Source organism: Carboxydothermus pertinax (assembly GCF_001950255.1).
In the GTDB taxonomy this organism is placed as follows: Bacteria; Bacillota; Z-2901; order Carboxydothermales; family Carboxydothermaceae; genus Carboxydothermus; species Carboxydothermus pertinax.
In genome coordinates this window covers 26,717-40,434 of the sequence record NZ_BDJK01000004.1, presented here as the reverse complement: position 1 = coordinate 40,434, position 13,718 = coordinate 26,717, and the positions used below count along the sequence as shown (strand labels likewise).

The following is a 13,718-nucleotide window of genomic DNA, read 5'->3' as shown; positions in this document are numbered from 1 at the left end:
AAGGTCCTGGGAGAGTAGGTCGCCGCCGGAGTTAAATCTAAAGGGGATAGGTAATTTGCCTATCCCCTTTTTGCTTTATACCAATTTTGGGGGCGATTCTTATATTGACGCTTCAATGTAAATTACAAAACTGTTCCTAAATCAGGCGCTGGTGATGTATACAGAATATTTAGAAAAAACCAAGAGAAAAAAGAGAAAATTGTAGACAGGCCTTTTAAAATGGATATAATTTGATACATAGGAAACTTAGAAATAATTTTTGCACCCTTTTAATGAGGGGAGGGGTGCGGGAGGATAGTTTTTCTAATAAACATAAAAAGCCAGATTATTAAGAAAACACAAAAAATTAAAAGGAGGATGGTAGCTGGTGCGTAAAAGTTTTCTTACGGTAATAGCGGTAGTATTGTTGTCGTTTTTACTTTTATTTACCTCGGCTTGTGGAAATAAGTCGAGTACTAGTGACACCATTAAGATTGGCGCAAATTTAGAGCTTTCGGGCAATGTTGCGACCTTAGGTCAGTCTGGCTTAAATGGAGTTATGCTGGCTGTGGAAGAAATCAACGCTGCTGGCGGGGTGCTTGGCAAGAAAATTGAAATTGTCAAGTACGATAATAAATCGGATAACACCGAGGCAGCGTCGGTTGCTACTCGTTTAATTACTCAGGATAAAGTTGTAGCCATTATTGGCTCAATGACTTCCGGTAACACCCTTTCTTATGTTAATATTGCTGAAACCAATAAAGTTCCTGTAATTTCTCCTTCCGCAACTAACCCGGATGTGACGGTAGATCCTAAAACCGGCAAAGTGCGGGAATATATTTTCCGGACTTGCTTTATAGATCCCTTCCAGGGAACGGCAATGGCCAAGTTTGTTTTAAATGAGTTAAAGCTCAAAAAAGCTGTTGTTTTAAAAGACAATACTGCTCCTTACTCTGTGGGGCTGGCAAAATTCTTTGTTGAAGCTTTTAAAAATAATGGTGGGGAAATTCTAGCTGATGAAAACTATACTTCTAACGACCAAGATTTCCGTTCCGTCTTAACAAAAATTAAAGGTTTAAACCCCGAGTTCATTTATGTACCCGGTTACTATGAGCAAGTGGGACAAATAGTAAAACAGGCCCGGGAGCTCGGTATTAATGTTCCCATGGGCGGTGGTGATGGTTGGGATTCACCGAAGCTGGTAGAAATTGCTGGAGCAGCTCCGCTTAATAATACTTTCATCACCAACCACTATTCTTCCTTAATGCCAGACCCCAAAGTACAAGACTTTGTTAAGAAATATAAAGAAAAATATGGCAGTGAGCCGGATGCAATGGCTGCAGTAGGCTATGACACAGTATTGGTGCTAGTTGATGCCATTAAGCGGGCTGGCGAGGCTACTCCCGAAAAGATAAAAGAAGCCTTAAAAACTACCAAGGATGTCGAAGGTGTTACGGCTAAAATATCTTTAGACGAAAACCATAACGCTGTTAAAGGTTTAGTAATCTTAGAATATAAAGATGGCAAGCAAACTTATAAAGCTTACGTAAATCCATAAACTATTGTAATTCGGGGGAAGGAAAAACTCCTTCCCCCAAAAAAATGAATTCTTAACGTTAGGGGTGGCCAAGATGACGGAATTTATCCAGCAACTTATAAACGGCATATCAGTAGGAAGTATTTATGCGTTAATAGCTTTAGGGTATACCATGGTTTACGGGATTATTAAACTTATAAATTTTGCCCACGGCGATGTTTACATGCTCGGTGCTTTTGCCGGACTTTATGCCACACTGGTTTTAAAAATGTCCTTTGTTCCAGCTTTACTTTTTTCGATGATTGTATGTGCGATTTTAGGGATTATAATTGAACGATTAGCTTACCGACCGTTACGAAATGCACCGAAAATTGTTATTTTAATTACGGCAATTGGGGTTTCGTTTTTTCTAGAATATACTACCATGTATTTTTTAGGTCCACAACCTAGGGCTTTTCCGGCAATTTTCAAGGAAGTTTCATACTCTTTCTTTGGAGGAAAAGTCACTATTTCCAATCGGGAAATTACGATTGTGGTGGTAACTATAGTTTTAATGATTTTACTTCAGTACATTGTTCATAATACAAAGATAGGGAAAGCAATGCGGGCAGTTTCCTATGATATGCAGGCTGCTCGTTTAATGGGAATTAATGTGGATTCAACAATATCCGCTACCTTTGCGCTGGGTTCGGCTTTAGCTGCTGCTGCCGGTGTTTTGGTGGGGGTATATTACAATAAAGTATTTCCGTTAATGGGAATTATGTTTGGCTTAAAAGCGTTTGTTTCTGCGGTTTTGGGGGGGATTGGGATAATTCCGGGGGCAATGACCGGAGGTTTAATTTTAGGAATTACCGAGGCGTTGGTTAGCGGTTACGGAAGTTCTCTTTATCGGGATCCAGTGGCTTTTGTTATTTTAATTCTTATTTTGCTGGTTAAACCTTCCGGCCTTTTTGGCAAAAACGTACGGGAGAAAGTGTAGGTGAAACAAATGCTGAAAATATGGTTTACTAAAGAAAACTTGACAGTAACGGTTTTGTTACTTGCTGTGCTGTTTGGGGTACAGTTTTTGGCCCAGGCAGGTATCTTTACCCCCTTTATAATGTTTGTTTTAATTCAAAGTGCAATTTATATTATTTTAACGGTAAGTTTAAATCTTGTGGTTGGTTTTACCGGTCAATTTTCTATCGGTCATGCCGGGTTTATGGCGCTGGGAGCTTATGCCTCGGCAATAATGACTTTGAATTTTAACGCTCCTTTTATTGTGTCTTTGCTGGTCGGAGCGATAGTGGCCGGCATAGGTGGGGTGATCATCGGCATCCCGACATTGCGCTTAAAAGGTGACTATTTAGCTATTGCTACCCTGGGATTTGCGGAAATTATCCGGGGGGTAATAACAAATATTGATTATTTAGGTGGAGCTTACGGTTTAATGGGAATTACCCAGCGGACAAACTGGCTCTGGGCCTTTGGCTGCATGCTGGTAACGGTGATGGTTATCAAAAATTTTGTCCAATCAAGCCATGGCCGGGCCTGTATATCGGTTCGGGAAAATGAAATTGCAGCGGAAGCCATGGGAATCAATACTACCAAATATAAGGTTATTGCTTTTACGATGGGTTCCTTCTTTGCCGGCATTGGAGGTGCTCTGTTAGCTCATTATATTACCTTTATTGAGCCGAATGCATTTAACTTTCTTAAATCTTTTGATATTCTCGTGATGGTGATTTTAGGTGGCCAGGGAAGCATTACCGGATCCGTGATGGGAGCTGTAGCCCTGACCCTGGTAAACGCTTTTTTACAAAGCTTGGCGGAACTACGATTGGTTATTTATGCAATTATTTTGATCCTGGTAATGCTCTTTCGACCCCAGGGACTTCTGGGATCCTACGAACTGTCGTTTAAGCTTTTTCAGAGAAAGCGGGGTGTAAATCATGGCAGCCATTCTGCAGACGCATAGCCTGGGGATTAGTTTTGGAGGATTAAAAGCAGTCCAGGATTTAAACCTTACCCTAAATGAGGGGGATTTAGTGGGCTTAATTGGGCCCAACGGTGCCGGTAAAACTACGGTTTTTAACCTTTTAACGGGGATGTACCTGCCAACTACCGGTGATATCATCTTTAAAGGTGAAAGTATCGTAGGTTTAAAACCCTATGAAATTGCTGCTAAAGGCATTACCCGTACATTCCAAAACATTCGCCTTTTTGCTGAGCTTTCGGTTTTAGAAAACGTTTTGATTGCCCGGCATTTGCACGCTCCTTATAATATGGTTCATGCTATCCTCCGACTCGGAAAGTATTACCAGGGAGAAAAAGAAATGCGGGCTGAGGCTTATGAGCTTTTAAAAATTATGAACTTAGCTCATAAAGCAGAAGAAAAGGCCAAAAATCTGCCTTACGGCGAGCAGCGGCGTTTAGAAATTGCCCGGGCGCTGGCTACCAAACCATCCCTCCTTTTATTAGACGAACCGGCTGCGGGGATGAATCCCCAGGAAACTACCGATTTAATGGAGTTAATTGGTTTTATCCGGGACAAATTTAATTTAACTATTTTATTAATTGAACACGATATGCATCTTGTAATGAATATCTGCGAACGGATTTACGTCTTAGATTACGGTATTAACATTGCTCACGGCACCCCAGAGGAGATTAAAAACAATCCGCGGGTCATTGAAGCTTATTTAGGAGAGGGGGCGTAACGGTGAGCGGCAAAGAAGTATTAAGAATTGAAGATTTAAATGTTTTTTACGGTGCAATCCATGCCTTAAAAGGCATTTCCATTACCGTGAATGAAGGAGAAATAGTAACTTTAATTGGAGCTAATGGTGCAGGGAAAAGTACAACATTAAATACTATCTGTGGGTTGGTTAAACCTAAAACCGGGAAAATTATTTTTGAAGGGCAGGATATTACCGGAAAAGCTGCTCATGATATTGTTAAAAGGGGAGTAAGCCAGGTTCCCGAGGGTCGCCGGGTTTTTGCCAATATGTCGGTGTTAGAAAATTTAGAGTTGGGCGCCTATCTTTTAAAGGATAAGGTAGAATTTAAACGTAGGCTTGACCGGGTTTTTGAACGTTTTCCAAGACTTGCCGAAAGAAAAGGTCAATTGGCCGGTTCCCTTTCCGGCGGCGAGCAGCAAATGCTCGCTATGGGCCGGGCTTTAATGTCGGCGCCGCGACTCATGCTTTTAGATGAGCCTTCCATGGGATTGGCACCTCTTTTGGTCAAAGAGATTTTTGCGATTATCAAAGAATTAAACGAGCAGGGGACGACCATTCTTTTAGTGGAACAAAATGCCCATATGGCTTTATCCATTGCCCATAAAGGATATGTCCTGGAGACCGGGAAAATCGTTTTGTCCGGACCTGCGCAAAAGCTGGCCAATGATCCCCAGGTTAAAGCAGCGTACCTGGGCGGCTAAGAAAAATTGGGAGCAGTTCTTAAAAAAGAGCTGCTCTTTTTATTTTGGGCAATTTTTCGTTATAATTGAAAATATAAAAGTTTAGGGTGTAGGGGAGATAGTTTTTTAAGGTTAATGTTTAGCATAATGGAATTTGATACGTAAAAACCATTGCCAGTGACAAGATGATTTTATTTTAAGGATAGGAGGATTTTATGATCGATCTACATACCCATACTACCGCTTCCGATGGTACTTATACTCCCGAAGAACTGGTTAAACTTGCCCAAAAAGAGAGGATAAAAATTTTGGCTATTACTGATCATGACTCCGCTGCTGGAGTTATTGAGGCGGTGGGGGCAGGAGAAAAGTATGGAGTTAAAGTTATTGCGGGTGTGGAAATCAGTGTGGTTTTTGAGCCCACGGAAATGCATATTTTAGGTTACGGCATGGATATTAAAGATGAAAAATTTATTAAAACCCTAACCCGGCTTAAAGAAAACCGGGAACGACGAAATCCTTTAATGATTAAAAAATTAAACGCTCTGGGGTTTGACATAACTTTAGAAGAAGTAGTTTTAGAAGCAGGCGGCGAAATTGTGGGAAGGCCTCATATGGCCAGGGTTTTACTGAAAAAGGGGTATGTTTCGTCCCTGGAGGAAGCATTTTCCAAATATCTTGGCAAAGGCTGTCCGGCTTATGTCCCCAAAGAAAAATTAACTCCTTTTGAAGCCATAAATATTATAAAACAAGCCGGGGGGCTTAGCTTTTTAGCCCACCCGGTTTATTTGGAAAAGATTGAGGTGGAGTTAAAAAAACTTTTAGAGGAATTAGTAAGCTACGGTTTGGATGGGATTGAAGCTTACTATACTTACCACAGCGAAGAACAAACAAAGCTTTACTTGAAACTTGCCGAGGAATACAAGCTTTTAATTTCTGGAGGCAGTGACTTTCACGGGGCAAATAAGCCGGAAATTATTTTAGGCCGAGGCCTTGGGAGTTTAAATATACCTTTAGAAAAAGTTAGCTGGGTAAATTTACTTTAGGTTTAAAGGGCAGAGGGATAAAGCCGTAACTTCCTTCTAAAACTCCTAAAATAACCAGTAACCCTCCCCAAAGACGGGGCTGGGTTATTTTTTCCCCTAATAAGAGATTTGATAGGAGTAAAGTAAAAATTGGAATTAAGTTAATAAAGAGAGCAGATTTCTGAGCTCCGACCTTTTTTATGCCAAGATTCCACCAGAAAAAGGCCAGTATTGTTGGAAAAACTGCTAAATGCAGGATTAAAAGATAGTTTTTCAATGAAATGGTAGCTAAATCAATATTTTTCATTTCCCAAAGACCAAAGGGGAGGAAAAAGAGGGCACCGAAAAAGATACTAAAAGCAGTGGTTGCCAAGGGAGAAACTACTCCCATAACTTTTTTACTGACGACCGAATAAATTGCCCAGGAAACTACTGCCCCTAAGAGCAAAAAACGAGTGGGTTCGAGTGAACCTTGAAAAAAGGAGAAAGGATGGCCCTCCGCGATAACCAGTAAAACCCCCATGAAAGAAATTATAAGTCCCAATACCTTTTCGGCAGTTAGTTTTTCCTTTAAGATAATTGCGGCTAAAAGAGAAATCACGATTGGATTTATGGCAATAACCAGGGAACTATCCGACGCAGGATTGAATTTAACCCCGTAAAAGAAAAATAAATTATAAGCGAAAATTCCAGTAAACCCCATCAGGATGAGGTAAAAATAATTTTTTAAGCCGTAGCGAAAATTTTTTTCCTGCCAGAGGGCAATAGGTAATAGGAGGGCCGCACTTAACAGAAAGCGGGCAGTTGCTGCTAATACTGGTGGAATTTCTTTTACTACTTCCCGGGCAGCAACAAAGGCGCTGGCCCAAAGCATAGCTACCATTACCAATAAAAGGTAGGTTAAGCTCAAAGCTTTCCTCGCCATTTTTTCCATCCTTTCTAACTTAACTTAAAAAACGTAAAACTGGTTCCAAGAAAAAGACAAAGATTAGTGCTGGGAGGTAATTGCCTATTTTTAGCTTGGTTAAGTTTAGCATGTTAGTTCCGATCCCAATTATGAGGATACCTCCGGTGGCGGTAAGTTCTGTAATTACTGCCTTTGTTAAAAAACCTTTAATAAGCCCGGCAAAAATGGCAATAGTTCCCTGATAGAATAATACCGGAAGAGCGGAAAAGATAACGCCTTTTCCTAACGTTGCTGCAAAAATAATTGAAGAAATACCGTCTAAAAGGGATTTAATAAAGAGAATTTGGTGATTGTTGTTTAAGCCATCTTCAATTGCGCCCATAATCGCCATAGCTCCTACGCAAAAAACCAAAGTTGCGTAAACAAAACCCCGGGCAAAATCTCCTCCGCTTTCGGAAAAACGTTTCTCAAGTTTTTGACCTAAAGAGTTAAGACCGTTTTCTATCCCCAAAAACTCGCCTACTAGACCTCCCAGTACCAGGCTTAGAATTACCACTAAGAAGTTTTTGGTGGTAATACTCATCGTAATCCCAACGACTACTACCGATAAGGCTAAAATGTTCATTACTATTTCCTTATAGTTTTCAGGCAAACTCTTTTTAAAAAATACCCCAATACTTCCTCCAAGGAGAATGGCAACAAAATTTACAATTGTTCCTAGCATCTTTCCCCCTCCAAATTTTAAATAATAATTTAATTTTGTAAGGAATATATAGTAAAATACTAACATAGAATTATAATTTTGGGTATAAATAATTTACTAAATTTTGGAGGAGTAAATGGAAAAAAAGAACTGGCTTATTTTTGAAACCACAACCATAGGGGAAAAATATTTAGAAGACTTTTTCCGTTTTGAACCCTTAACTGCAAAAATGCTGGTAAATAGAGGTGTTTATCATCCCCGGGCGGTACGACGGTTTTTATGGGGAAGTATTAATGATACTTATTCTCCCTTCCTTTTAAAGGACCTGGAAAAAGCAGTAAAATTAATCCTGGCCGGGCGTGATACCGAAAAGTTTTTAATTTATGGGGATTATGATGCCGATGGGCTTACTTCTACGGCCCTTTTATATGATTTTTTAAAGAAACGGGGTTTTGACGTTTCCTGGTACATACCTAATCGTTTAGATGAAGGTTATGGCCTGCATCTTCCGCCGCTTCTAAAGGCTTTAGAGGATGGAAGAAGTTTTATCATAACCGTGGATTGCGGGATAACGGCGGTAGATGAAGTAAGGGCTATTCGAGAAAAGGGAGCAAAAGTGGTAATTACCGACCACCATGAGCCTCAGGAAAGGGTGCCAGAAGCAGAGGCGGTCATCAATCCTAAACAGAAAGAATGTCCATATCCTTTTAAGGGTTTAGCTGGAGTTGGGGTAGCATTAAAGCTTATTTTAGCTTTAGCAATTACCCTCGGAGAGAGGGAAGAGGAGATCTTAGAACAATATTTAGACCTTTTTACCGTTGGCACGATAGCGGATATCGTGCCGCTGGTGGGAGAGAACCGGATTTATATCATGGAAGGGTTAAAAAGACTTGCTTCTACTCAGCGACCGGGATTAAAAGCTTTAAAAGATGTTGCTCAGTTAAACCGGGAGGAACTAACTACCCGGGATGTGGGTTTCATCCTTTCCCCGCGCTTAAATGCTGCTGGAAGATTAAAAGATCCGTCTTTGGCTTTTAAACTTTTAGTGGAAGAAAATTACGAAAGGGCTCTAGCTCTTGCTTATCGCCTTCAAGAAGAAAACGTCAATCGTCAGGAGATTGAGGCGGAAATACTTAAAGCTGCAGTAGAAAAGATTGAACAAGAAGTGGATTTAGACCGAGAAAAAATTCTGGTGATAGGTGGAGATGGCTGGCATCCTGGAGTTATTGGGATAGTAGCATCGAAACTTATGGAAAAATATTACCGACCGGTAATTTTAATTAGTTTTGACGGTGAGGAGGGTAAGGGTTCCGGTAGAAGCGTTTTTGGTTTTAATTTATTTGAGGCGTTAAAAGCGGTTAAAGAATATTTAACCCATTTTGGTGGGCATGAACGGGCGGTAGGGGTTGGGGTTTTAAAATCAAAGTTTTGGGAGTTCAAAGAGGCCCTTTTAGCTTACGCGGAAAAATACCTGCCCGATGAACTTTTGCTGCCTAAAATTGAAATAGAAAGTATTGTCAGTGAAAAAGTGTTAAGCTTAAAATCTTCCGAAGAAATTGCCCTTTTTGCTCCTTTTGGAGAACAAAATCCGGAGCCGCTTTTTTTAATAAAAGGGGGGCAAGTTCGGGGGGCCCAGGCAGTTGGGAAAAATGGCAATCACTTAAAATTTAATGTAAAAATTAATAGGGAAATTTTTAGTTCAATAGCTTTTACCAAGGGGGATTATCTAGAATTTCTTTATGAGCAGTCAGCAGTAGATTTAGCCTTTATCCCTAAACCTAATAGCTTTAACGGTAAAACAGAGTTACAGTTAAACGTAAAGGAAATTGCTCCCGGAGAAGGGCGGATTTTTAAGGTAAAAAAAATAAAAGAAAAAGAGTTAATAAGTCTCGAGGAAGAGTTAATGCTGAAGTCTAAACCTTTTTGTTATAAGTTTGTGAATCATCCGGAAAAAGTTAATTTTGCCAAAAAATTTTTAAAACTAAATCCCCGGGAGTTTAGCCTTAAAAGCTTGGTTGGACAGAGAAAAACTTTAATGGTTACAGCAAATCCCGCTGAAATGTACGGACAAGCTCTGGAATTTAGGAGTTATGGTTTAAAATTATTACCCTTTTGTCCTGACTTAAATGAGAGTTTAAAGGAGAAAGCTGTAAAGGACTTTTGGCAACTGGGAATACTACTAACCTGTGAACAGTATTTAAAAGAAGCATTAAAATTTACCTTTGATCTGATAATCTTTTCTGTGCCACCTCTTCTTTTAGCTACAACCATTTCCTTACTAGAAAATTATCCGGGGGACTTGGTTTTTTTAGCCACCAAGGAAGATCTCAAGCTTTTATATGAACGTTTATCCCGATTGCTTCCCAACCGGGAGAGGGTAGCAAAGGTCTACCAGGCAATACGTTCAAGGCAGGTATACGGTAATCCCTTCGTCTTAGCGGAGCGGGAAGTATATTTAAATGCCTTCGAAGAGGAAATGAAAGTTAAGGATGATTATTTACTTTTAATTAGTGTTTTAAAAGTTTTAGCAGAAGTAAATTTAATAAAGCTCTGGGAAGAAGACGGGAAAAAATGGGTATTTTTATTTCCCCCTCCTCAGGATAAGATAAACCTGGAAACATCAAGCACATTTACTAGAGCCAAAGAATACGAACAAAACCTCAGGGAATATTTCAATGCTTTTTATCCGGATGTGCTATAATAAAAGATAACAACTTAAAGAGAAAGGGGTGAGGGAATGCTTTCCTTGGAAGCGCTTTTGAAAAAAGTAAAAAACTATAACGAAAATATAAATGAAGGTTTAATTATAAAAGCTTATAATTTTGCAAAAGTGGCTCATGAAGGGCAAAAGCGGGCTTCCGGGGAAGACTATATCACTCACCCCTTGGCGGTTTCGTTTATTTTAGCAAGTTTACAAATGGACGAAGAAACGATTGCCGCCGGGCTTTTGCACGATGTGGTAGAAGATACGGTGTATACTGTGGACGATTTAGCCCGGGAGTTTGGGGAAGAAGTGGCACTTTTGGTTGACGGCGTTACTAAGTTATCCCGGATTGAATTTAAAAATAAAGAAGAACAACAGGTGGAAAATTTACGAAAAATGTTTTTGGCCATGGCCAAAGATATCCGGGTAATTTTAATTAAGCTTGCCGACCGTCTCCACAACATGCGAACCTTAAAATATCACAACCCTGAGAAGCAAAAAGAGATTGCCCGGGAGACTTTGGAAATTTTTGCGCCGCTTGCCCACAGGCTTGGAATCTACCGGATTAAGTGGGAGCTTGAGGATTTAGCTTTTCGCTACTTAGATCCGGAAAACTACTATGACATTGTCGAAAAGATAGCTAAAACCCGGGCCAAAAGGGAACAGCATATCCAAAAAGTTATTTCTATTTTAGAAGAGAAGTTAAAAGCTTTTAATGTTAAAGCTAAAATTGAAGGACGCCCCAAACATTTATACAGTATCTACCAGAAAATGCGGGAGCAGCAAAAAGATTTCAGTGAAGTTTATGATGTAATGGCAGTTAGAGTAATTGTTGAAACGGTAAAAGACTGCTATGCGGTTTTAGGGATTATACACACCATGTGGATTCCGGTTCCAGGACGCTTCAAAGATTATATTGCTATGCCCAAATCTAACATGTACCAGTCGCTCCATACCACTGTTATCGGTCCTTTTGGGGAGCCGATTGAAATTCAAATTAGAACTTTTGAAATGCACAGGACTGCGGAATATGGTATTGCGGCCCACTGGCGCTATAAAGAAGGGGGCAAAGGTGATAAGAAATTTGATGAGAAGTTATCCTGGCTACGGCAAATCCTCGAGTGGCAGCGGGAATTAAAAGATGCCCGGGAGTTTATGGAAACTCTTAAAATTGATATTTTCTCCGATTCAGTTTTTGTTTTTACCCCTAAAGGAGATGTGGTGGAACTACCTAATGGTTCGGTGCCTATTGATTTTGCCTACCGCATTCATACTGATGTAGGTAATAAATGCGTTGGGGCTAAAGTAAACGGTCGGCTGGTGCCTTTAGATTATCAGCTAAAAAATGGTGATATTGTCGAGATTATTACCAAGCAGGGTGCAACTCCCAGTAGAGATTGGTTGAAAATAGTTAAAACTTCCCACGCCAAAGGGAAAATTAAGTCCTATTTTAAGAAAACTCAGCGGGATGAGCTGGCTCTAAAAGGACGGGAATTAATTGAAAAAGAAATTAAAAAGCAGGGCTTAAATCCTGAAGAGTATTCCCTAGAAAAGCTTTCGGATGTAGTAAAAAAATTAAATTTTCATACCTTAGAGGATTTATTTGCAGCGGTAGGCGATGGCACTGTAACTCCTAATATGGTGCTAAATAAAATTCGGGAAGACTTACCTAAAATTGAAAAAAACCTAGAGGAAAGAGTTTTTAAGGAAAATAAGGTCGTAGAAGGTAAGCCTGCCCGGGGGTTAATGGTTAAAGGTGAAGGAAACTTAATGGTTCGCCTAGCCCACTGCTGTATGCCGGTTCCCGGTGACCCAATTGTGGGTTATGTTACCCGGGGGCGGGGAGTTTCGGTGCATCACGCAAACTGCCGAAATGTCGAATATTTTCGGCGCCACGAGCCGGAGCGGCTGGTAGACGTAAACTGGGAAAGGGCGGTAGAACTTCCCTTTACCGTACGGTTAGAAATTCGCGGGCTTGACAGGGCTGGATTTTTAAATGATGTCTTAGGGGTTCTGGCAGAGCAAAAAATCAGCGCTAATTATGTTTCTGGAAGAAGCACGAAAAATGGCGGAGCAGTGGTGGACTTGGCTTTAGAAGTTAAAAATATCACTCAATTAAAGCATATTACCGATAAATTAGAAAAAGTTAAAGGAGTTACTGAAGTTTTTAGGGTTAACAAATAGGAGGAGTTATATGCGGGCAGTTGTACAAAGGGTAAAACGGGGAAAAGTGGTTGTTGCTGGAGAAATCATTTCCGAAATAGGCCCTGGTCTCGTGGTTTTAATAGGAATTAAAGCGGGCGATGGGGAACGGGAAATTTCCTATCTTGCCGATAAAATTGCTAATTTACGCATTTTTGAAGATGAAAAGGGAAAGTTTAATTACAGTGTTAAAAATATAGGCGGAGAAATATTAGCGGTATCGAATTTTACCGTGTACGGCGATACTAAAAAGGGCCGCCGCCCAAGTTTTACCGAAGCTGCAACACCGGAAGTTGCCAGGGAAATTTTTTTAAGATTTTTAGAAGTATTAAAAGATCAAGGAGTACCGGTAAAAAGTGGAGTTTTTCAGGCAAAGATGGAAGTTGAAATCATAAACGATGGGCCGGTGACGGTCATAGTAGAAAGTTAATGGGGGTGCTAATATGCAAATTAAGACCTTAATGGTGGGGGTAATTGCAGCCAACTGCCATATAGTGTGGTGTGAGAAAACCAGTGAAGCGGTGGCAATTGACCCCGGTGGGGATGGAGATAAGCTCTTAAAATTTATTGAGCAGAACGGGTTAAAATTAAAATATATTGTTTTAACCCACGGTCATGGGGATCATATAGCAGCTGTAGATGAAGTGCGGAAGAATACTGGTGCCAAGGTATTAATCCACCCCAAAGATGCTCCAATGCTGACTGACCCAAATAAAAATTTATCTCGATTTTTAGGAGGAGCGGTGAAGTTGGCGCCGGCAGATCAGGAAGTGGTAGACGGGGATGAGATAATATTTGGCGAGGAAAAGCTAAAGGTGCTCCATACTCCCGGCCATACCCTGGGTAGTATTTCTTTATATGGCGATGGTATCCTGTTTTCCGGAGATACTTTATTTTTTGGTTCAGTGGGCCGCGTAGATTTCCCCGGTGGCTCCTGGGAAAAATTATTAAAATCTATTCGGGAGAAAATTTTTACTCTACCCGATTCTATCCGGGTTCTTCCCGGACACGGTCCGGAGACTACGGTGGGGTATGAAAAAAAGCATAATCCTTTTTTACAGGAATAACAAATAAAGTCTTTTCAAGAAAAAATCTTTTGTTATAATAGTAATAGTTATTAAAAATGAAAATGGAGGGTTAAAAAATGGCGGTATTTGTTTGCGAAAAATGCGGTTACGAAAAAGAAACCCGGTGTAAGCCAAAAAAATGCCCTCAGTGCGGGGAAAGCAATACTTTTAAGAAAAAAGAAGCATAATATTAA

The 13,718-nt window shown here is 40.3% G+C and carries 13 protein-coding genes; 11 read left to right on the top strand and 2 right to left on the bottom strand.

Annotated elements, in window-relative coordinates:
• Positions 1-367: 367 nt before the first annotated feature.
• The 6 genes from cpu_RS01340 (at position 368) to cpu_RS01315 (ending at position 5,962) form a co-directional block, all read left to right on the top strand.
• On the top strand, positions 368-1,537 hold the full coding sequence (locus tag cpu_RS01340) for an ABC transporter substrate-binding protein (RefSeq protein WP_075858197.1): 1,170 nt from the start codon (positions 368-370) through the stop codon (positions 1,535-1,537).
• A gap of 73 nt (positions 1,538-1,610) precedes the next feature.
• The gene (locus tag cpu_RS01335; RefSeq protein ID WP_075858196.1) at positions 1,611-2,495 is read left to right on the top strand and encodes a branched-chain amino acid ABC transporter permease; all 885 of its coding nucleotides are present in this window, start codon (positions 1,611-1,613) and stop codon (positions 2,493-2,495) included.
• A 9-nt stretch (positions 2,496-2,504) separates the two neighbouring features.
• Positions 2,505-3,473, top strand: coding sequence for a branched-chain amino acid ABC transporter permease (locus tag cpu_RS01330; protein ID WP_075858200.1), 969 nt, complete (start codon positions 2,505-2,507; stop codon positions 3,471-3,473).
• Complete coding sequence (locus cpu_RS01325; RefSeq protein WP_075858195.1) at positions 3,448-4,215, top strand: ABC transporter ATP-binding protein; 768 nt, start codon at positions 3,448-3,450, stop codon at positions 4,213-4,215. The genes cpu_RS01330 and cpu_RS01325 overlap by 26 nt, the downstream gene beginning before the upstream one ends.
• Before the next feature lie 2 nt (positions 4,216-4,217).
• On the top strand, positions 4,218-4,937 hold the full coding sequence (locus tag cpu_RS01320) for an ABC transporter ATP-binding protein (protein ID WP_075858194.1): 720 nt from the start codon (positions 4,218-4,220) through the stop codon (positions 4,935-4,937).
• A gap of 194 nt (positions 4,938-5,131) precedes the next feature.
• Positions 5,132-5,962 (top strand): PHP domain-containing protein, encoded by an 831-nt coding sequence (locus cpu_RS01315; RefSeq protein WP_075858193.1) that lies wholly within the window; start codon positions 5,132-5,134, stop codon positions 5,960-5,962.
• Here cpu_RS01315 and cpu_RS01310 read toward each other — a convergent pair.
• Both cpu_RS01310 and cpu_RS01305 read right to left on the bottom strand, forming a co-directional pair.
• Positions 5,940-6,866 carry a DMT family transporter gene (locus cpu_RS01310; protein WP_075858192.1) on the bottom strand — a complete coding sequence of 309 codons (927 nt, stop codon included), beginning with the start codon at positions 6,864-6,866 and terminating at the stop codon, positions 5,940-5,942. The two genes, cpu_RS01315 and cpu_RS01310, sit on opposite strands and share 23 nt — an antisense overlap.
• Before the next feature lie 19 nt (positions 6,867-6,885).
• Positions 6,886-7,572 (bottom strand): DUF554 domain-containing protein, encoded by a 687-nt coding sequence (locus cpu_RS01305; RefSeq protein ID WP_075858191.1) that lies wholly within the window; start codon positions 7,570-7,572, stop codon positions 6,886-6,888.
• Positions 7,573-7,687: 115 nt separating this feature from the next.
• Here cpu_RS01305 and recJ point away from each other — a divergent pair, with 115 nt between their 5' ends.
• From recJ to cpu_RS01280, 5 genes are all read left to right on the top strand, one after another.
• Positions 7,688-10,252 (top strand): single-stranded-DNA-specific exonuclease RecJ, encoded by a 2,565-nt coding sequence (gene recJ, locus cpu_RS01300; RefSeq protein WP_075858190.1) that lies wholly within the window; start codon positions 7,688-7,690, stop codon positions 10,250-10,252.
• 36 nt (positions 10,253-10,288) lie between these two features.
• Entirely contained in the window at positions 10,289-12,439 is a 2,151-nt protein-coding gene (locus cpu_RS01295; protein WP_075858189.1) for a RelA/SpoT family protein, read from the top strand.
• 10 nt (positions 12,440-12,449) lie between these two features.
• Positions 12,450-12,887: a D-aminoacyl-tRNA deacylase gene (gene dtd, locus cpu_RS01290; RefSeq protein WP_075858188.1), complete on the top strand. Its 438-nt coding sequence runs from the start codon at positions 12,450-12,452 to the stop codon at positions 12,885-12,887.
• A gap of 13 nt (positions 12,888-12,900) precedes the next feature.
• Complete coding sequence (locus cpu_RS01285) at positions 12,901-13,524, top strand: MBL fold metallo-hydrolase (protein ID WP_075858187.1); 624 nt, start codon at positions 12,901-12,903, stop codon at positions 13,522-13,524.
• A gap of 77 nt (positions 13,525-13,601) precedes the next feature.
• Positions 13,602-13,712, top strand: coding sequence for an RCKP-type rubredoxin-like domain-containing protein (locus cpu_RS01280; protein ID WP_075858186.1), 111 nt, complete (start codon positions 13,602-13,604; stop codon positions 13,710-13,712).
• Positions 13,713-13,718: the final 6 nt, after the last annotated feature.